The organism is Sphingosinicella xenopeptidilytica (assembly GCF_042676985.1).
GTDB classification, from domain to species: Bacteria; Pseudomonadota; Alphaproteobacteria; order Sphingomonadales; family Sphingomonadaceae; genus Sphingosinicella; species Sphingosinicella xenopeptidilytica.
The window spans coordinates 87,728-105,083 of sequence record NZ_JBHTIK010000012.1; the positions used below are offsets into that span (position 1 = coordinate 87,728).

A 17,356-nucleotide genomic window follows, 5' to 3' on the forward strand; every position below is an offset into this window, starting at 1 on the left:
ACATCCGCGCACTCCCAAGCAATTTATGTACCAGACAAGAAAAAGGCTTTGGATTCAATACACGCCGCGATTGTTGCGGATGCGTATGTAAAATCTGCCGACGTTATGCGCTCGAGAGCTCTGCGACCGCAAGATTGGCGAGTTCGTCGGCGCGTTCGTTCTCGGCATGGCCGTTGTGGCCCTTCACCCAGTGCCATTCGACACGGTGGGGCGCCGCCGCGGCGATCAGGGCCTGCCACAGATCGGCGTTCTTCACCGGCTTCTTGTCGGCGGTGCGCCAGCCGTTCCGCTGCCAGCCGTGCACCCATTTGGTGATGCCGTCCCGCACGTAGACCGAATCGGTGGTGAGCTTCACGCTGCACGGGCGTTTCAACGCCTTCAGCGCCTCGATCGCCGCCGTGAGTTCCATGCGATTGTTGGTGGTCAGCGGCTCCGCGCCCCTCAGCTCCCGCTCCTGGCCCTTCGCCCGGAGGATGGCGCCCCAGCCGCCCGGGCCGGGGTTGCCCTTGCAGGCGCCGTCCGTGAACACTTCGACGTCGGAAGCGGCGCTCATTCGGCCTCGCGGTAGTGGAGGAGCCGCCGTGCGAACGCCATCGGATCCTTGCGAGTGACGAGCGCGCCGGGAGGCGTGTTCAGCCAATCCCACGCGCGCGTCAGCAGGAAGCGCAGCGCAGAGGCGCGGCGCAGCACGGGCATGGCTGCCGCTTCCGCCGCCGTGATCGGGTGCGCGGCGCGGTAGCCAGCCTCGAGCGCTTCGGCGCGCTGCGAATAGAAAACCGCGCCGTCGTTGCTGAAGCACCACGCGCCGTGCATCACGGCAAGGTCGTAGGCGCGCGCATCGGTGCAGGCGAAATAGAAATCGATGATGCCGGTGACGGTGTCGTCGAGCGCGAGCACATTGTCCGGGAACAGATCGGCGTGGATCGTCCCCTGCGGCAGGTCGGCGCGCCAGTGCGCTTTCTGGAACGCCATCTCGGTCTCGATCAGCGCCGCGAGGGCGGGGTCGATCTCGCCGGCGCGCGGCAGACACTTCGCGGCAAGCTCCAGCCGCCCCTCATGACCGAGCGCATTGGCGCGCACGCCGCCGAAATCGGCGGTTGCCGCGTGGAGACGCCCAAGCGCTTCCCCGGCGGCATGGCAGAGCGCGGGGGTGGGTTCGGTAACCGATATGCCGGTCAGGAACTCGATCACGCACGCCGGGCGGCCGGAAAGTTCCTGCAAGGGTTCGCCGGCCTTGTCCTCGATCGGCCTCGGCACGGGCAGGCCCCCGTCCGCGGCATGGCGCATCAGCGCGAGGAAATAGGGGAGATCGGCGGTGTCGACGCGCTTTTCGTAGAGCGTCAGGATGTAGCGCCCGCGCGTCGTATCGATCAGGTAGTTCGAATTCTCGACGCCCTCGGCAATGCCCTTCGCCGCAACGAGCGCGCCGATGTCGTAGCGCGCGACGAACGCGGACAGATCCTCCGCGGGAACATGGGTGTAGACGGCCATGGGTTATTCCGTGAGCACGCGCGGAAGTTTGAAGGCGACATCCTCGACGGCGGTCGAGATCTGCTCGACGCTGAGCTGGCGGCGCGCGGCGAGCGCGTCCAAAAGCTCCTGCACCAGCACTTCGGGCGCGGAGGCGCCGGCGCTGATGCCCACTGTTTCCGCGTCGGCAAGCCATGCCCAGTCGAGCTCGCTGGCGCGCTGCACCAGATGGGCGCGGGCACCGCAGCGCTCCGCGACCTCGCGCAGCCGCAGCGAGTTCGACGAGTTGGGCGCGCCGATCACGAACACGACATCGCACTGCGTGGCGATGGCCTTCACGGCATCCTGCCGGTTCGAGGTGGCGTAGCAGATATCCTCGCCGCGCGGCGCCTGAATCTCCGGGAAACGGCGACGCAGCGTCTCGACGATGGCGTGGGTATCATCCACCGAAAGCGTCGTCTGCGTGAGGAAGGCGATACCCGAAGGATCGGCGACGGCGATGGTTTCGGCGTCTTCGACCGTTTCCACCAGCGTCATCGCACCCTGCGGCACCTGCCCGAACGTGCCGATCACCTCCGGGTGCCCGGCATGGCCGACGAAGATGATGTGCCGCCCCTGTTCGATCAGCCGCTCGGCCTGCCGGTGCACCTTCGACACCAGCGGGCAGGTCGCGTCGACATAGACCATCTTGCGGGCCTCGGCGGCCTTCGGCACGCTTTTCGGAACGCCGTGGGCCGAGAAGATCACCGGCACGTCTTCCGGCACCTCGTCCAGCTCCTCGACGAACACGGCGCCCTTGGCGCGCAGGCTATCGACGACGAAGCGGTTGTGGACGATTTCGTGACGCACGTAGACGGGGGCGCCCCACTTTTCGAGCGCAAGCTCGACGATGCGGATGGCGCGGTCGACGCCCGCGCAGAAGCCGCGCGGGCCTGCGACGAGCACGCGGAGCGGGCGCTTCAGTTCTGGATCGATGTCGGCCATGACGGCGCCCCCTCTACGCGATTGCTTGCCGCTTCAAAAGCCGCTTCCTATAGAGGCGGGCGACAGGGGCGCCAAAGGGCGTCTTGAGCCCGATGCGGGAAGGACCGTCACACGTGCGCCAGTTTTTCGTTGTTGTGCCTGCGCTCCTCATGCTGGCGGCCTGCGGCGGCGGCAATCCGCTGAAGATCACGCGCAGCCCCTGCCCCGCGGCCGGCACGCTCCAGTACGCGAGCGAGGTGACCCTGTTCTCGCCGGAGACGAGCCGCGACGCGAACGCCATCGACGTGACCGCCACGATCACCAACGTGCGCGCCACCTGCGCCGAATCGACGGAGCGGCTGAACAGCCAGCTTTCGTTCGACGTCGTGGCGCAGCGCGCGAACGCCAGCGGCGCGCGCGACGTGACGCTGCCCTATTTCGCCGTGGTGCTGCGCGCGGGCGACCAGCTGCTCTCGAAGCAGCTCGGCAGCGTGACGCTGCGCTTCGAGGACGGCCAGCTGCGCGCGCGCGCGACCGGTTATGCGCGCAGCGACATCAGCCGCGCCGCCGCCGCACTGCCTGAAAACATCGCGCGCGAGCTGACCCGCGAGCGCAAGCCCGGCGACGCCGACGCCGCGATCGACCCGCTCGCCGCGCCGGAAGCGCGAAGCGCGCTGAAGAACGCCAGCTTCGAACTGCTGGTCGGCTTCCAGCTCGACGACGCGGCGCTAGCCTACAACGTCGGGAAGTAGCGCCCGCGGGCCCTATCCCCCGTTGACAGAATCCCTGCCGCCCCGCATGGAGGCCGGGCCGTCGGTGCCCCGGCACCGGTGACGCGCGGGAGAGTCCGCATTCTTCGGGATGCGGCGCCGAAGGAGCAACCGCCCCCGGAATCTCTCAGGCCCAAGGACCGCGCGGCCACCTCGTACGGCGCTCTGGAAAGCGGATGCGGCTTCGGGCGCATCCCACCGACGGGGTAAGCGCAGGTTCGAGCAGATCGAGCGGCGCGAAACTCTCAGGTTCCGTGACAGATGGGGGCGGCCCGGCGCGGCTTTGCGCCGGGAATCTGTGTCACGAACGGAGCCTCGATGTCTGAAGCTGATGAAACCGCGCTGGCGCTGCCGCTGGACGCCCTGCACCGCGCCCTTGGCGGCCGCATGGTGCCGTTCGCGGGCTATGCCATGCCCGTGCAGTTCGAAGGCATCATGGCCGAGCACAACTGGACGCGCGAGAGCGCCGGCCTTTTCGATGTGAGCCACATGGGCCAGCTCGAATTCCGCGGGCAGGGCGTCGCGGAGGCGCTCGAAAGCCTGATGCCGGGCGATTTCCTGGCGCTGCGCGAAAACCGGATGCGCTATTCGCTGCTGCTCGACGACAATGGCGGCATCATCGACGACCTGATGGTGACGAACCGCGGCGATCATTTCTACGTCGTCGTCAACGGCGCCACCAAGCACGGCGACATTGCGCACATCTCGGCACGGCTTGCGGGCGGGGTTTCGCTCGTTCACCGCACCGATCTCGCATTGCTCGCGCTGCAGGGGCCGAAGGCGGCGGATGCGCTGGCGCGTGTCGCGGGCGAGGTCTCGACGTTGGTGTTCATGAAGGCGGGGGCGTTCCGCATCGAGGGCGTCGACGTGTGGGTGAGCCGCTCGGGCTACACGGGCGAGGACGGGTTCGAGATTTCCGTGCCCGCAGACAAGGCCGAAACCGTCGCCAGTGCGCTGCTCGCGCAGCCGGAGGTGAAGCCGATCGGGCTCGGCGCGCGCGATTCGCTGCGGCTGGAGGCGGGGCTGCCGCTCTATGGGCACGACCTCTCCACAGCCTCGACGCCGATCGAGGCCGATCTCGGTTTCGCGATTTCCAAGCGCCGCAAGCTCGAAGGCGGGTTTCCGGGCGCCGAGCGCGTGCTCGGCCAGCTTCTGAACGGTGCGCCGGTGAAGCGCATCGGGCTTCGCATCGAGGGCAAGCTGCCCGCGCGCGAGGGTGCGGAGATTTTCGCCGGGACCGAAAAGGTCGGCGTCATTACCTCGGGCGGGTTCGCGCCCACGGTGGGCGCGCCGATCGCGATGGGCTTCGTCTCGGCGAGCCACGCCGCGGACGGCACCGCGCTTGAAATCGATGTTCGCGGACGGCGGATCGCCGCCGTCGTTGCGCCCATGCCGTTCGTTCCGCACCGTTATGTCAGACAGGGAGGCCAGTGATGACCGTCTATTATTCGAAAGAGCACGAGTGGGTCCGTGTCGAGGGCGATACCGCCACTGTGGGCATCACCGACTATGCGCAGAGCCAGCTTGGCGACGTGGTGTTCGTGGAGCTTCCCGCCGCCGGCAAGGCGCTGGTGCAGGGTAAGGATGCCGCCGTCGTCGAATCGGTGAAGGCCGCGAGCGAGGTCTATGCGCCGATCTCGGGCAGCGTCAGCGAAGTGAACGATGCGCTTGAAGCCGATCCGTCGCTCGTCAACAGCGCAGCGGAAACCGATGGCTGGTTCTTCAAGATGAGCATCGGCAATGCCGCCGAGCTTTCCGGCCTGATGGACGCGGACGCCTACGCGGCGTTCTGCGCGGACCTCTAGGGCTTCGATGGCGCGGCAGCACAATTTCGATCCGGCCGCGTACGCCGCCCACGCGGCGTTCGTGCCCGCGCTCGGGGCTGCCGTGCTGGGTCTGCTTGCGCCGAAGGCCGGCGAGCGGATTCTCGATCTCGGCTGCGGCGACGGCGTGCTGACGCTGAAGCTGGTCGAGGCGGGGGCGAGCGTGCTCGGCACCGATGCCGATCCGGCGATGGTGGCGGCCGCGCGCGCCAAGGGGCTCGACGCCGAAGTGATGGACGGCCAGCGCCTGACCTTCGACGGCGGCTTCGACGCTGTGTTCTCGAACGCCGCGCTGCACTGGATGCCGAATACGGCGGCGGTGTTCGCGGGCGTGCACCGGGCCTTGAGGCCGGGCGGGCGTTTCGTCGCCGAGTGCGGCGGCTTCGGCAACATCGCCGCGATCCGCGCCGGGCTGCGCGGCGTGCTGAAGGCGCGCGGTTATGCCGTGCCGGGCCGCGAGGACCAGGTCTACATGACCGCGTTGCAGGCGCGGGGCGCGCTGGAGGCTGCCGGGTTCAGGGTCGAGGCCTGCGATATCATCCCGCGCCAGACGCCGCTCGCCAGCGGCATGGCGGCGTGGCTCACGACGTTTCGCACGGGCTTCCTCGATGCGCTGAAGGTCACGGACAGTGACCGGCAGGCGGTGATCGACGAAACCGTCGAACTTCTCCGTCCCATCCTCTGCGATGCGGACGGCAACTGGATGGCGGATTACGTGCGGCTGCGCTTCGCGGCCACAAAACCGGAGTAGCGAATGCGATACCTGCCCCTCACTGCCGACGACCGTGCCGCGATGCTCGGGCGTATCGGCGCACCCAGCGTCGACGACCTGTTCCGCGACGTGCCTGCCGCCGCGCGGCTTTCCGGCCCGGTGGAGGGCCTGCCGCTCCACATGAGCGAGATGGAGGTGGAGCGCGCGCTCTCCGCGATGGCGCGGAAGAACCTGACCGCGACACACGTGCCCTTCTTCCTCGGCTGCGGCGCCTACAAGCATCACGTTCCCGCCAGCGTCGATCACCTGATCCAGCGCGGCGAGTTCCTGACGAGCTACACGCCCTATCAGCCGGAAATCGCGCAGGGCACGCTGCAGTATCTGTTCGAGTTCCAGACGCAGGTCGCGCGCCTGACCGGCATGGATGTGGCGAACGCCTCGATGTACGATGGGTCTACGGCGTGCGTGGAAGCGATCTTCATGGCGCGGCGGGTGACGCGGCGCGCGAAGGCGCTGCTCTCGGCGGGGCTGCACCCGCACTATGTCTCGGTTGCGAAGACGCTGACGCATTTCACCGATGACGAAGTGGTGGCTTCGGTTCCGGTGCTCAACGAGGGCGCGCCGGGCGACGATATTGCCGCGCTCATCGCCGCGATCGACGACGAGACGAGCTGCGTTGTCGTGCAGAACCCGAACCTCTTCGGCCATGTCGCCGACCTTTCGGAACTGGCGGCGCGCTGCCACGAGAAGGGGGCGCTGCTGATCGCCGTGGTGACGGAAGCCGTTGCCTTCGGCGCGGTCCGTTCGCCGGGCGCGATGGGGGCGGATATCGTGGTGGGCGAGGGCCAGTCGATCGGCGGCGGGCTCAGCTTCGGCGGGCCGTACCTTGGCCTCTTCGCCTGCAACCACAAGCACGTCCGCCAGATGCCGGGGCGGCTCTGCGGCGAGACGGTGGACGCGGAAGGGCGGCGCGGCTTCGTGCTGACGCTCTCGACGCGCGAGCAGCATATCCGCCGCGAGAAGGCGACCTCGAACATCTGCACCAACTCCGGGCTCATCAGCCTTGCGTTCACGATCCACATGAGCCTGCTCGGCGAGAAGGGCTTGCGCGACCTTGCGGCGCTCAACCACGCCCGCGCGGTGCAGGTGGCGGAGCGGTTGGCGGCAATTCCGGGCGTCGACCTGCTGAACGGGCCGTTCTTCAATGAGTTCACGCTGCGGCTTTCCGTCGAGGCGCGGCCCGCGATCCGGCGCATGGCGGACGCGGGCGTGCTCGGCGGCGTCGCGCTCGGGCGGCTCTATCCGGGTGAGGCGAGCCTCGCGAACGGCGTCGTCGTCGCCGTGACGGAAACGCAGACCGACGAGGATATCGACAGACTTGTCGCCGCGTATGAGGAGGCCGTGTCATGCTGAACCGTCAGGGACGCGAAACGGCGCCGGGCGCCATCGAGACCGGCGAGATCGAGACCTTCACCGGCAACCGGGGCCTTGCGCTCGAAGAACCCTTGATCTTCGAGATCGGCGACAGCGAACGCACCGGCGTCGACCTGCTCGCGCCGCCGAAGGTCGCCTCGCGCCTCGGCGGGCTGGAGCGTGAGCCGATCGGGCTGCCGGGCCTTTCCGAGCCGGAAGCGGTGCGGCACTACACGCGCCTCAGCCGCCAGAACTTCGCGATCGACATGGGCCTGTTCCCGCTCGGCTCATGCACGATGAAGCACAACCCGCGTCTCAACGAGAAGATGGCGCGCCTGCCCGGTTTCTCGGACATCCACCCGCTGCAGCCGGTCGACAGCGTGCAGGGCGCGCTCGAACTCATCGACAGCCTTGCGCACTGGCTGAAAACGCTGACCGGGATGCCCGAAGTCGCCATGAGCCCGAAGGCGGGCGCGCACGGCGAGCTTTGCGGGATGCTCGCGATCCGCGCGGCGCACGAGGCGCGCGGCGAAGCGCGCAAGGTGGTTCTGGTGCCCGAATCGGCGCACGGCACCAACCCGGCGACCGCTGCCTTCTGCGGCTATGAGGTGGAGAACATCCCGGCGACGCCGGCGGGTCGTGTCGATCTCGCGGCATTGAAGGCGCGCCTCGGCGCCGATGTCGCGGCGGTGATGATCACCAATCCGAACACGTGCGGCCTGTTCGAGCCGGACATGATTGCGATCTCCGAGGCGACACACGCGGCGGGCGCCTACGTCTATTGCGACGGCGCAAACTTCAACGCCATCGTCGGGCGCGTCCGCCCCGGCGACCTCGGCGTTGATGCGATGCACATCAACCTCCACAAGACCTTCTCGACGCCGCATGGCGGCGGCGGGCCGGGCGCGGGGCCGGTGGTGTTCTCGGCGGCGCTGGCGCCGTTCGCGCCGCTGCCGTTCGTGCGTCACACGGGTACGCATTTCGAGCTGGTCGAGGAAGAGCAGGCGCATGGACGGGGCGACGCGCACGCGCGGAGCTTCGGCCGCATGGTCGCCTTCCACGGCCAGATGGGCATGTTCGTGCGCGCGCTCAGCTACATCATGAGCCACGGCGCCGACGGCCTGCGACAGGTCGCCGAGGACGCTGTGCTGAACGCGAACTACGTGCTGCGCAGCCTCGACGACGTGATGACCGCGCCGTTCGGCACATCAGGCCCCTGTATGCACGAGGCGCTGTTCGACGATCATTTCCTCGAAGGCACCGGCGTCACCACGATCGACATCGCCAAGGCGCTGATCGACGAGGGCTATCACCCGATGACGATGTACTTCCCGCTCGTCGTCCACGGCGCGATGCTGATCGAGCCGACGGAAACCGAGAGCAAGGCGACGCTCGACCAGTTCATTGCGACGTTGCGCCATCTCGTGGCGCGCGCGAAGGCGGGCGAAGTGGAGCACTTCAAGGCCGCGCCGCACCTCGCACCGCGTCGCCGCCTCGACGAGACGCTGGCGGCGCGGAAGCCCGTGCTGAGCTGGGTGCCGGAAAGCATCGCGGCGGAGTAGGCGCACGGCCTGTTAAGCGCGCACATGGCAAGACGGCGGCGATGGGAACGATCGCTTACTATCTGATCGCGGTGAACCTCGCCGCCTTCGCCGCCTATGTTTGCGACAAGCATTTCGCCGAAACGGGCGGGCGCCGGATTTCGGAAAGCACGCTGCTCGGCCTTGCCCTCGTCGGCGGTTCGCCAGGCGCGTGGGCGGCCATGCGGCTGGTTCGTCACAAGACGCGCAAGGCGTCTTTTCAGACGTGCTTCCGCGCGCTTGTGGCTGTGCAGGCGGTGATTCTGTTTGCCGCGTCTACCGAGAGGGGACGCGCGTTCCTGATGGCGTTTGCCTAACCTTCGGGGTCGGCGGTGAATTCGCTGAAGCGCCAGCCTTCGGCAGCTTGATCGAAGTAGAAGACATAGGGCGCACAGAACACGACGAAGCGATTCTCTTCGGTCTGCGGCTGCGCCCGGCCCATGCATTCGCGCACCGCAGGGGTGAACAGGCCCATCCAGATCGAATCGAAGCGATCGGCAGCGAGTTCCCGGCCTTCGAACAGGAACGGGAAGCGGGTCAGCGCCTTGACGGTCGCGGCGTCGCCTGTGGCGGCGGCGGTGGCGAAGCGGGTCCAGTCCGGCGCGAACGATGCGACCGCGCCGGGGGCGATACCGCCTATGCTCGCAGCGGAGCCCGCAGCCGGGCCGAGTTCGAACTTGAGGATGCGCTTGTCGTCCCACTGTTCGTGGTAGGTGACGCGGGCGCGCATCCCGTTCTGGATGGGAATGGGCGGATCGCCGCGGTTCGTGAAGCTGGCACCCGAAGGCTGGAAGCCGCGCCAGTAGCCGAAGGTGACGCCGCCGACGGTGAAACCCTCCCACGTACGGTAACGATAGCCGATGTCGCCCGGGCGGCGGGCTTCGCGGCGTTCCTGTGTCCAGGCATCGCTGACGACGCCCTCGGCGACCTTGATCTCGCGGCCTTCGGCCATCACGCGCTGCAGGGCGTGATAGTCCCACAGCGGGATGAGCATGATCAGGAAGGTGAGCGCGGCGAACACCAGCAGCACTTTCGACCAGCGCTGCGTCTTGCTCCGCCAGCGCCCGATGGCCGCCAGCGCGAACAGTGCGAGCGGGATCGCGAAGAAGACCCATTCCTCGTAGCGCGTGTTCGCGATGTCGAAGACCGTCTGCATCAATGTGCCGTGCCCGCCCCGTGCCAGCTCTGTGCCAGCTCTGTGCCAGCTCTGTGTCCTGTCGCCGGATGCTGCGGCGTTTCGGTGCGCCGTGCAAGCTGCCAGCCCAAAGCCCTGTTGACCGCCGCGCATCGCCCGTCCAAAACGCCGTACACCGAAAGTGTACGGGGAGTGAGATGACCGGCGCGGATACGGCATCGCTGGAAGGGCTGAGCTTTGAGGCTGCGCTCGCGCGGCTGGAGAAGATCGTGCACCAGCTCGAGGCCGGTGAAGTCGATCTCGAAGCCTCGATCGGCCTTTACGAACAGGGCCAGCAGCTGAAGGCCTATTGCGAAGCAAAGCTGAAGGCGGCGCAGGCGCGCATCGAGCTTATCCAGATCGGCCCCGACGGCGAACCGAAGGGCACGCGACCCTTCGATACCGAATAGGCGCCGCGGTGTACGCTTCGCTCAGCCTGAAGCCCGCGCTCGATGCCATCGGAACCGCGATCGATCAGCGTTTCGACAAATTGCTGCCGATCCCCGCCGATCCGCGCCGGCGCCTCGTGGAGGCGATGCGCTATGCGGCGATGGGCGGCGGCAAGCGGATGCGGCCGCTGCTCGTGGTCGCCTCGTGCGACCTGTTCCATGTCGACAAGGAACGCGCACTGCGCACCGCGATCGCCACCGAATGCGTGCATGTCTACAGCCTCGTCCACGACGACCTGCCCTGCATGGACGACGACGACACGCGGCGCGGCAAGCCGACGCTGCACAAAGCGTTCGACGAGGCGACGGCGGTGCTCGCGGGCGACGCGCTGCAGGCGCTCGCCTTCGAGGTTCTCGCCGACGAGGCCACTCACGAAGACCCCTATGTGCGCGCCGAGCTGGTGCTCGAACTCGCGCGGGCCAGCGGCCCCACAGGCATGGCGGGCGGACAGATGATGGATCTGGTGGCCGAGGCGGAGACGTTCGACCTGCCAACGACGACGCGACTGCAGCAGCTGAAGACGGGCGCGCTCATCGGCTTCGCGATCGAGGCGGGCGCGATCATGGGCAAGGCGAGCGCGGACAACCGGGTGAAATTGCGCGGCTATGCGCGCGACCTCGGCCTCGCGTTCCAGATCGCCGACGATCTGCTCGACGTGGAGGGCGACAGCCGCCGCACGGGCAAGGCCGTGCGCAAGGACGAAGGCGCCGGCAAGGCGACCTTCGTGTCGCTGCTCGGCATCGAACGCGCGCGCAAGCAGGCGGAAATGCTGATCGATCAGGCGATCGGGCATCTGCACGGCTTCGGCCAGTCCGCCGATCTCTTGCGCGCCATCGCGCGCTTCGCGATCGAACGCGACCGCTAGACCAGCAAGCAGGGGAATACGTCATGCGCATCGGCGTTTATCCGGGCACGTTCGACCCGATCACGCTCGGCCATATCGATATCATTCGGCGCGGCGCCAAGCTCGTCGACAAGCTGATCATCGGCGTGTCGACGAACCCGTCGAAGTCGCCGATGTTCACATTGGAGGAACGGCTCGATCAGGTGCGCCGCGAAATCGCAGGTATCGCGAACGGCACGATCGAAGTCGTCTCGTTCAACGCGCTGCTGATGGATTTCGCCGCGAGCCAGGGCGCCAGCATGATCGTGCGCGGCCTGCGCGCGGTCGCCGATTTCGAATACGAGTATCAGATGGCGGGCATGAACCAGCAGCTGAACAGCGAGATCGAGACGGTGTTCCTGATGGCGGACGTGGCGCTGCAGCCGATCGCCTCGCGACTGGTGAAGGAAATCGCCATATTCGGGGGCGAGATCGGCAAGTTCGTGACGCCGGCGGTGGCGGCGGCGGTGAAGACGAAGGTTGCCGCGAACAGATCATGATATTCAGCACGGATGCAGCCTTTCCGGGCTATGGCGTGCAGCACGTTGGAAATCGAGGGTTCGGCATGAAACGAGTATGGACTGCGCTGTTTGCAATGCTGGCGGTCGCGATGGCGTCGCCCGCATCCGCGCAGGAGGCGAGCAAGATGTCGCCGGAACAGGCGATGAAGGTGCAGCAGGAGGCTACAACGGCGCCTGCGCCGGTTGCCGCGCCAACCGCACAGGACCCGGAGAATATCCTCTATCTCGACCTTTCGACGGGCGGGCGCGTTGCCATCCTGATGCGGCCGGACATGGCGCCGAACCATATCGAGCGCATCAAGACGCTGGTGCGCCGCGGCTTCTACGACGGCATCATCTTCCACCGCGTCATCGAAGGCTTCATGGCGCAGACCGGCGATCCGCAGGGCACCGGGCAGGGCGGCTCCGACCTTCCCGACCTCAAGGCCGAGTTCAATTCGCTGCCGCACCTGCGCGGCACCGCCTCGATGGCGCGCACGCAGGCGCCGGACAGCGCGAACAGCCAGTTCTTCATCATGTTCATGCCGATGACCGGCACGATGGACGGCAACTATACGGGCTGGGGCCGCGTGATCTCGGGCATGGAGTTCGTGGACAAGATCGCGCGCGGCGAGCCGCCCGCGAACCCCTCCCGCATCCTCAAGGCTTCGATCGCAGCCGATAACGTGCCGCCGCCACCGCCTGCGATCGCGGCGCCTGAAGCCGCGCCCGCCGTGCTGCAGGCGGCCGCTCAGGCACCGCCGCCGCAGAACTGACTTGCGCGTCGACGATTTCGATTTCGAGCTGCCGCAGGACCTGATCGCGCTTCGCCCGGCCAGCCCGCGCGATGCGGCGCGGATGCTCGTCGTGCGCCCCGGCCGCCTCGAAGACCGGGTGGTGCGCGATCTGCCGGGGCTGCTGGAACCGGGCGACGTTCTTGTCTTCAACGACACGCGCGTCATCCCCGCGCAGCTTTTCGGCCGCAAGGGTGAGGCGAAGATCGGTGTTACGCTCCACAAGCGCGAGGGGCCGTATGACTGGCGGGCGTTCGTTCGCAACGCCAAGCGGCTGAAGGCGGGCGACCGCGTCGATTTCGGCGCGGGGCTGGAAGGCATTGTCACCGAGAAGGCGGCGGACGGCAGCATCCTGTGGCGCTTCGAATGCGAGGGGCCTTTGGAGGCTGCACTGCACGCGGCGGGCACGATGCCGCTGCCGCCGTACATTGCGGGCAAGCGCCCGGCGGATGCGCGCGACGCCGAGGACTATCAGACGATGTTCGCCGCGCGCGAGGGTGCGGTCGCCGCGCCCACGGCCGCGCTGCACTTCACGCCCGAACTGATCGCGGCGCTGGACGCGCGGGGCGTGGGGCGCGAGACACTGACGCTGCACGTTGGTGCGGGGACGTTCCTGCCCGTGAAGGTGGACGACACGCGCGACCACCGGATGCACGCCGAGTGGGGCGAGGTGAGCGCCGAGGCGGCGGCGCGGCTCAATGCCGCGCGCAAGGCGGGCGGGCGCATCATCGCCGTCGGCACTACCTCGCTGCGCCTCCTTGAAAGCGCGGCGCGCGAGGATGGCGAAATCGTACCGTTCAGGGGCGATACCGACATCTTCATCACGCCCGGCTACCGCTTCCGCACGGTGCAGGGCCTGATGACCAACTTCCATCTGCCGCGCTCGACGCTCTTCATGCTGGTGAGCGCGTTGATGGGGCTGGAGACGATGCGCGGCGCCTATGCGCACGCGATCGGGGGCGGATACCGCTTCTACTCCTACGGTGATTCGAGCCTGCTCTTGCCGTGATCAGGCCTCTGCTGTATTATTCATATAATACGGTTAATGAGGTGCTCATGATGAAGCTGATGATTCCCGCTCTCGCCATGCTCGGCCTTGCCGCGTGCGACGCGCCCGCCGATCAGCCCGAGAAGGGCGCGGACGTCGCCATCGTCGCGGCGAACGAACAGGGCAAGCGCGTGTTCGAGGCCGCAGCGGACGGCAAGACGGGCGCGGTGACGGTGACGACGCCGGGCTTCGACCTCAACCTCAAGCTGCCCAAGGTGGCGCTCGGGGCAGACGATTTCGATATCGACGGCGTGAAGCTCTACCCCGGTTCGACGATCGGGGAGATCCGGGTCGATGCCGGCTCCAAGGACAAGAAAGGCGACGCCGCGGTGGATGTCGGCTTCACCGCGCCTGCCGACGCGAAGACCGTGGCGGGCTGGTTCGCGCGGCGCTTCACGCAGAAGGGTATCGCCTTCGAACGCGAGGGCGACACGCTGACTGGCGAGACGAGTGACGGCGATGCGTTCGTCGTCGAACTCGTCGACGAGACGGTGGACGGCGCGGCGGGGGCGAAGGGCAGCATCCACGTCGTCAGCGGATAGAGGTTTCCTGCGCGCGCGCTTCGCTCTATGCGGCGCGCCATGACGCGTTTCGACTTTTCCATCCACGCGCGCGACGGCAGGGCGCGCACCGGCACGATCCATATGATGCGCGGCGAGATTCGTACGCCCGCGTTCATGCCGGTCGGCACCGCCGCGACCGTGAAGGCGATGAAGCCCGCGGACGTGCGCGCCACGGGCGCCGACATCATCCTCGGCAACACCTATCACCTGATGCTGCGCCCCGGCGACGAGCGCATGGCGCGCCTCGGCGGGCTGCACCGCTTCATGGGCTGGGACCGGCCGATCCTCACCGATTCGGGCGGGTATCAGGTGATGAGCCTTTCCGACCTCACCAAGGTGACGGAAGAGGGCGTGCGCTTCGCCTCGCACCTCGACGGCTCGCGGCACCTGCTGACGCCGGAACGCTCGATGGAAATCCAGCGCAACCTCGGCAGCGACATCGTGATGGCGTTCGACGAGTGTACCGCGTTTCCCGCGCCGCACGGCGTTGCTGCGAAATCGATGGAAATGTCGATGCGCTGGGCGAAGCGTTCGCGGGACGGCTTCGACGGGCATGAGCACGCGGGTCGCGCGGCGCTGTTCGGCATCCAGCAGGGCTCGATGTTCGAAGACCTGCGCCGCGCCTCCTCGCAGGCGCTGACGGAGATCGGTTTCGACGGCTACGCGATCGGCGGCCTTGCGGTGGGCGAGGGTCAGCCGCAGATGTTCGAGGTGCTCGATTATGCGCCGGGGCTGCTGCCGGAGGACCGGCCGCGCTACCTGATGGGCGTCGGCAAGCCCGACGACATCGTGGGCGCGGTCGAGCGCGGCATCGACATGTTCGACTGCGTGCTGCCGACGCGATCGGGCCGCAACGGGCAGGCGTTCACGCACGATGGGCCGATCAACCTTCGGAACGCCCGCTTCGCCGAGGATACGGGGCCGCTCGATCCCGATTGTGCCTGCGCGGTCTGCCACGGTTGGAGCCGCGCCTATATCCACCACCTGATCCGATCGGGCGAAATCCTTGGCGCGATGCTGATGACGGAGCACAACCTCTCTTTTTATCAGCAGTTGATGGCAGGGCTCCGACAGGCCATCGCGGAGGGGCGGCTGGAGGCGTTCGCGCGTGCGTTCGTCGGCCGCTACCGGAAGGAAGGCTGATGGCGGTTGTCGAAGTTGAGCGTTGCGGAGGTTACGCTGTTGTCACGATGAACCGCCCGGAGGCGATGAACGCGCTTTCGAAGGCGCTTCGCAGCGAACTCGCCCGCACCTTCGACGCGCTGGAGGCCGACCCCGATATCCGCGCCGTCATCCTGACCGCCGCGGGCGACCGGGCGTTCACCGCCGGGCTCGACCTCAAGGAACTGGGATCAGGCGCGACGAGCCTTGCCGACGCCGTGGAAAAGGAAGACCCCGTAAGTGCGCTCGGCCGTTTCTCGGGGCCTGTGATCGGCGCGATCAATGGTGTCGCGATCACCGGCGGCTTCGAACTGGCGCTCGCCTGCGACGTACTGATCGCGTCCGAAACCGCGCGCTTCGCCGACACGCACGCGCGCATCGGCGTGATGCCAGGCTGGGGCCTCAGCCAGCGGCTGAGCCGCACCATTGGTATCTTCCGCGCCAAGGAAATGTCACTGACCGGCAATTTCATCGACGCTGCGACGGCGGAACGCTGGGGCCTTGTGAACCGGGTCGTCGCGCCCGCCGAACTGATGCCCACGGCGCGGCGCTTCGCGGAGGATATGCTCTCCGCCGATCCGGGGATGCTGAAGGCGCTGAAGGCGCTCATCGACGACGGCTTCGCGCTCCCCTTCGGTGAGGCGATGGCGCTGGAAACGGAGCGGTCTGCGGGCAATAGCGCGATCGGCGCCGCAGCGGTCGAGGCGCGCCGCAGCGCCGTTCTCGATCGGGGGCGTTCGCAGGCGGGCTGACTAGCGCCCCTTGAAGTTCGCGGGGCGCTTTTGCAGGAAGGCGGTAACGCCCTCCGCGAAATCTTCCGTGAGACCGGCGAGCCGCTGGTTGCGACGCTCGACCATCAGCCCTTCGCTGAGCGGCTTGTCGAGGCATTGGCGCAGGCCCTGACGGATCAGCGCATAGGCGCGCGTCGGCCCCTTCGCCAGCCGCGCGGCGAGCGCGTGGGCCTCGGCCATCAGCGCGTCGTCGTCGACCACCTTGTAGATCATGCCCCAATCGAACGCCTGCGCGGCGGGCACCTTCTCACCGAGCATCATCATCGCCTGCGCCCGGGCGCGGCCCGCGAGGCGGGGCAGAATCCATGTCGAGCCGACATCGGGCACGAGGCCGATGTTGACGAAGGCCTGCAGGAAATAGGCGGAGCGGGCGGCGATGACGATGTCCCCCGCCAGCGCGATCGATGCGCCCGCGCCTGCCGCGGGGCCGTTCACCGCGGTGACGAAGGGTAGGGGCAGGTCCATCAGCCGTTCGAGCAGCGGATTGAAATGGGTTTCGAGCACTTTGCCCGCATCCATCGGGCCTGCGGGGAGCCCGCTGCTGTCCGGAGCGGCGCCTGCATTGCCGCCCGAGAGGTCGGCGCCCGAGGAAAAGCCGCGGCCCGCGCCCGTCATCAGCAGCACGCGCGCGGTGCCGCGATCGCGCACGGAATCGACCGCGTGGATCATCTCGGCCACCGTGTGCGTGCTGAGACCGTTCAGCACCTGCGGCCGATTGATCGTCAGCGTCGCAATGCCATCCTGTTCTTCGAGCAGGATGTGTTCGTAGGCCATGTGCGTCTCCCCGTATCCAGTTCGGGGATGCTTAGCCGCATCGAGCGGCTAGGGAACCGGTCATTTGAAAGGGGGGCGGATCATTTGACCGGTTCCCGCCGTTCGACGAGAGACTGATTCACGTTTCAGGCCGTAAAGGCCTGAAACGATCGCGGTCTAGTCGTCGAAGCGCCGGTCAAGCACTTCACCGGTCCGGCGATCGATCAGCAGTTCCACTTCCCGGTTCTGCGCATCGCGGCCTTCCACCTTCACCGCGGCGCCCTTCACCTCGATTTCGTGCGCGCGAACGCCGAGCGCGGCGGCGCGCTTCTCGACGGCATCGAGCGACATGGTCTTCGCGGCGGGCGCCGCCGCGTTCGCGATGAACGGCGTTGCCGCGGCAACGAGCAGGACGGCGGGCAGAATGATTCGTTTCATGGTCGGATCTCCTTGGGTTTGTGGAGAGATGCCTAGCGAATCGCCGCTGACGCGCGCCCAGCGCGGGTCG

At 67.6% G+C, this 17,356-nt stretch carries 21 protein-coding genes and 2 riboswitches; of the genes, 15 read left to right on the plus strand and 6 right to left on the minus strand.

Annotation, left to right across the window (positions count from 1 at the left end; all coding sequences use genetic code 11):
* Positions 1-103: 103 nt before the first annotated feature.
* From rnhA to ispH, 3 genes are read right to left on the minus strand one after another with little or no spacing between them, the layout of a single operon-like run.
* Positions 104-553 (minus strand): ribonuclease HI, encoded by a 450-nt coding sequence (rnhA, locus tag ACFQ00_RS15965; RefSeq protein ID WP_381493003.1) that lies wholly within the window; start codon positions 551-553, stop codon positions 104-106.
* The gene (gene thrB / locus ACFQ00_RS15970; protein ID WP_381493006.1) at positions 550-1,491 is read right to left on the minus strand and encodes a homoserine kinase; all 942 of its coding nucleotides are present in this window, start codon (positions 1,489-1,491) and stop codon (positions 550-552) included. The genes rnhA and thrB overlap by 4 nt, the downstream gene beginning before the upstream one ends.
* A gap of 3 nt (positions 1,492-1,494) precedes the next feature.
* Complete coding sequence (gene ispH, locus ACFQ00_RS15975) at positions 1,495-2,454, minus strand: 4-hydroxy-3-methylbut-2-enyl diphosphate reductase (protein ID WP_381493009.1); 960 nt, start codon at positions 2,452-2,454, stop codon at positions 1,495-1,497.
* A 113-nt stretch (positions 2,455-2,567) separates the two neighbouring features.
* Here ispH and ACFQ00_RS15980 point away from each other — a divergent pair, with 113 nt between their 5' ends.
* The 7 genes from ACFQ00_RS15980 (at position 2,568) to ACFQ00_RS16010 (ending at position 9,048) form a co-directional block, all read left to right on the plus strand.
* Positions 2,568-3,185 (plus strand): hypothetical protein, encoded by a 618-nt coding sequence (locus ACFQ00_RS15980; RefSeq protein WP_381493012.1) that lies wholly within the window; start codon positions 2,568-2,570, stop codon positions 3,183-3,185.
* Between the two features lie 76 nt (positions 3,186-3,261).
* Positions 3,262-3,356: riboswitch (glycine riboswitch) on the plus strand.
* 2 nt (positions 3,357-3,358) lie between these two features.
* Positions 3,359-3,474: riboswitch (glycine riboswitch) on the plus strand.
* A 47-nt stretch (positions 3,475-3,521) separates the two neighbouring features.
* Entirely contained in the window at positions 3,522-4,637 is a 1,116-nt protein-coding gene (gcvT, locus tag ACFQ00_RS15985; RefSeq protein WP_381493013.1) for a glycine cleavage system aminomethyltransferase GcvT, read from the plus strand.
* Positions 4,637-5,008, plus strand: a complete 372-nt coding sequence (gcvH, locus tag ACFQ00_RS15990; protein WP_374595700.1) for a glycine cleavage system protein GcvH — start codon at positions 4,637-4,639, stop codon at positions 5,006-5,008. The genes gcvT and gcvH overlap by 1 nt, the downstream gene beginning before the upstream one ends.
* Before the next feature lie 7 nt (positions 5,009-5,015).
* Positions 5,016-5,777, plus strand: coding sequence for a class I SAM-dependent methyltransferase (locus ACFQ00_RS15995; RefSeq protein ID WP_381493017.1), 762 nt, complete (start codon positions 5,016-5,018; stop codon positions 5,775-5,777).
* 3 nt (positions 5,778-5,780) lie between these two features.
* A complete protein-coding gene (gene gcvPA, locus ACFQ00_RS16000) occupies positions 5,781-7,151 on the plus strand; it encodes an aminomethyl-transferring glycine dehydrogenase subunit GcvPA (RefSeq protein WP_381493021.1) in 1,371 nt (456 codons plus the stop codon).
* Positions 7,145-8,713 (plus strand): aminomethyl-transferring glycine dehydrogenase subunit GcvPB, encoded by a 1,569-nt coding sequence (gene gcvPB / locus ACFQ00_RS16005; protein WP_381493024.1) that lies wholly within the window; start codon positions 7,145-7,147, stop codon positions 8,711-8,713. The genes gcvPA and gcvPB overlap by 7 nt, the downstream gene beginning before the upstream one ends.
* A gap of 41 nt (positions 8,714-8,754) precedes the next feature.
* Positions 8,755-9,048 carry a DUF1294 domain-containing protein gene (locus tag ACFQ00_RS16010; protein ID WP_381493027.1) on the plus strand — a complete coding sequence of 98 codons (294 nt, stop codon included), beginning with the start codon at positions 8,755-8,757 and terminating at the stop codon, positions 9,046-9,048.
* Here ACFQ00_RS16010 and ACFQ00_RS16015 read toward each other — a convergent pair.
* The gene (locus tag ACFQ00_RS16015; protein WP_381493030.1) at positions 9,045-9,887 is read right to left on the minus strand and encodes a hypothetical protein; all 843 of its coding nucleotides are present in this window, start codon (positions 9,885-9,887) and stop codon (positions 9,045-9,047) included. The genes ACFQ00_RS16010 and ACFQ00_RS16015 overlap by 4 nt on opposite strands.
* Positions 9,888-10,063: 176 nt before the next feature.
* Between ACFQ00_RS16015 and ACFQ00_RS16020 the strand changes: the two genes are divergently transcribed.
* From ACFQ00_RS16020 to ACFQ00_RS16055, 8 genes are all read left to right on the plus strand, one after another.
* Complete coding sequence (locus ACFQ00_RS16020) at positions 10,064-10,315, plus strand: exodeoxyribonuclease VII small subunit (RefSeq protein WP_381493032.1); 252 nt, start codon at positions 10,064-10,066, stop codon at positions 10,313-10,315.
* An 8-nt stretch (positions 10,316-10,323) separates the two neighbouring features.
* On the plus strand, positions 10,324-11,220 hold the full coding sequence (locus ACFQ00_RS16025) for a polyprenyl synthetase family protein (protein ID WP_381493035.1): 897 nt from the start codon (positions 10,324-10,326) through the stop codon (positions 11,218-11,220).
* Between the two features lie 23 nt (positions 11,221-11,243).
* A complete protein-coding gene (coaD, locus tag ACFQ00_RS16030) occupies positions 11,244-11,738 on the plus strand; it encodes a pantetheine-phosphate adenylyltransferase (RefSeq protein ID WP_381493038.1) in 495 nt (164 codons plus the stop codon).
* A 65-nt stretch (positions 11,739-11,803) separates the two neighbouring features.
* Positions 11,804-12,514, plus strand: a complete 711-nt coding sequence (locus ACFQ00_RS16035) for a peptidylprolyl isomerase (RefSeq protein WP_381493041.1) — start codon at positions 11,804-11,806, stop codon at positions 12,512-12,514.
* Position 12,515: 1 nt separating this feature from the next.
* On the plus strand, positions 12,516-13,541 hold the full coding sequence (gene queA / locus ACFQ00_RS16040) for a tRNA preQ1(34) S-adenosylmethionine ribosyltransferase-isomerase QueA (RefSeq protein ID WP_381493044.1): 1,026 nt from the start codon (positions 12,516-12,518) through the stop codon (positions 13,539-13,541).
* Between the two features lie 47 nt (positions 13,542-13,588).
* Positions 13,589-14,122 (plus strand): hypothetical protein, encoded by a 534-nt coding sequence (locus ACFQ00_RS16045; protein ID WP_381493047.1) that lies wholly within the window; start codon positions 13,589-13,591, stop codon positions 14,120-14,122.
* A 39-nt stretch (positions 14,123-14,161) separates the two neighbouring features.
* Positions 14,162-15,286 (plus strand): tRNA guanosine(34) transglycosylase Tgt, encoded by a 1,125-nt coding sequence (gene tgt / locus ACFQ00_RS16050; protein WP_381493050.1) that lies wholly within the window; start codon positions 14,162-14,164, stop codon positions 15,284-15,286.
* Positions 15,286-16,056 (plus strand): enoyl-CoA hydratase, encoded by a 771-nt coding sequence (locus tag ACFQ00_RS16055; RefSeq protein ID WP_381493053.1) that lies wholly within the window; start codon positions 15,286-15,288, stop codon positions 16,054-16,056. The genes tgt and ACFQ00_RS16055 overlap by 1 nt, the downstream gene beginning before the upstream one ends.
* Here ACFQ00_RS16055 and ACFQ00_RS16060 read toward each other — a convergent pair whose 3' ends face one another.
* Together ACFQ00_RS16060 and ACFQ00_RS16065 are read right to left on the minus strand one after the other, a co-directional pair.
* Positions 16,057-16,869 carry an enoyl-CoA hydratase-related protein gene (locus tag ACFQ00_RS16060; RefSeq protein WP_381493056.1) on the minus strand — a complete coding sequence of 271 codons (813 nt, stop codon included), beginning with the start codon at positions 16,867-16,869 and terminating at the stop codon, positions 16,057-16,059.
* 156 nt (positions 16,870-17,025) lie between these two features.
* On the minus strand, positions 17,026-17,286 hold the full coding sequence (locus ACFQ00_RS16065; RefSeq protein WP_381493059.1) for a PepSY domain-containing protein: 261 nt from the start codon (positions 17,284-17,286) through the stop codon (positions 17,026-17,028).
* Positions 17,287-17,356: the final 70 nt, after the last annotated feature.

Excerpts from the sequence above, each read along its gene's own strand:
- gcvPA (WP_381493021.1), top strand. The coding sequence starts at position 5,781 with ATGCGATACCTGCCCCTCACTGCCGACGACCGTGCCGCGATGCTCGGG.
- ACFQ00_RS16020 (WP_381493032.1), top strand. The coding sequence starts at position 10,064 with ATGACCGGCGCGGATACGGCATCGCTGGAAGGGCTGAGCTTTGAGGCT.
- gcvPB (WP_381493024.1), top strand. The coding sequence starts at position 7,145 with ATGCTGAACCGTCAGGGACGCGAAACGGCGCCGGGCGCCATCGAGACC.
- ACFQ00_RS16015 (WP_381493030.1), bottom strand. The coding sequence starts at position 9,887 with ATGCAGACGGTCTTCGACATCGCGAACACGCGCTACGAGGAATGGGTC.
- ACFQ00_RS16010 (WP_381493027.1), top strand. The coding sequence starts at position 8,755 with ATGGGAACGATCGCTTACTATCTGATCGCGGTGAACCTCGCCGCCTTC.
- rnhA (WP_381493003.1), bottom strand. The coding sequence starts at position 553 with ATGAGCGCCGCTTCCGACGTCGAAGTGTTCACGGACGGCGCCTGCAAG.
- ACFQ00_RS16035 (WP_381493041.1), top strand. The coding sequence starts at position 11,804 with ATGAAACGAGTATGGACTGCGCTGTTTGCAATGCTGGCGGTCGCGATG.
- ACFQ00_RS16060 (WP_381493056.1), bottom strand. The coding sequence starts at position 16,869 with ATGGCCTACGAACACATCCTGCTCGAAGAACAGGATGGCATTGCGACG.
- ACFQ00_RS16055 (WP_381493053.1), top strand. The coding sequence starts at position 15,286 with ATGGCGGTTGTCGAAGTTGAGCGTTGCGGAGGTTACGCTGTTGTCACG.
- ispH (WP_381493009.1), bottom strand. The coding sequence starts at position 2,454 with ATGGCCGACATCGATCCAGAACTGAAGCGCCCGCTCCGCGTGCTCGTC.
- ACFQ00_RS16065 (WP_381493059.1), bottom strand. The coding sequence starts at position 17,286 with ATGAAACGAATCATTCTGCCCGCCGTCCTGCTCGTTGCCGCGGCAACG.
- coaD (WP_381493038.1), top strand. The coding sequence starts at position 11,244 with ATGCGCATCGGCGTTTATCCGGGCACGTTCGACCCGATCACGCTCGGC.
- gcvT (WP_381493013.1), top strand. The coding sequence starts at position 3,522 with ATGTCTGAAGCTGATGAAACCGCGCTGGCGCTGCCGCTGGACGCCCTG.
- tgt (WP_381493050.1), top strand. The coding sequence starts at position 14,162 with ATGACGCGTTTCGACTTTTCCATCCACGCGCGCGACGGCAGGGCGCGC.
- ACFQ00_RS15995 (WP_381493017.1), top strand. The coding sequence starts at position 5,016 with ATGGCGCGGCAGCACAATTTCGATCCGGCCGCGTACGCCGCCCACGCG.
- thrB (WP_381493006.1), bottom strand. The coding sequence starts at position 1,491 with ATGGCCGTCTACACCCATGTTCCCGCGGAGGATCTGTCCGCGTTCGTC.
- gcvH (WP_374595700.1), top strand. The coding sequence starts at position 4,637 with ATGACCGTCTATTATTCGAAAGAGCACGAGTGGGTCCGTGTCGAGGGC.
- ACFQ00_RS16045 (WP_381493047.1), top strand. The coding sequence starts at position 13,589 with ATGATGAAGCTGATGATTCCCGCTCTCGCCATGCTCGGCCTTGCCGCG.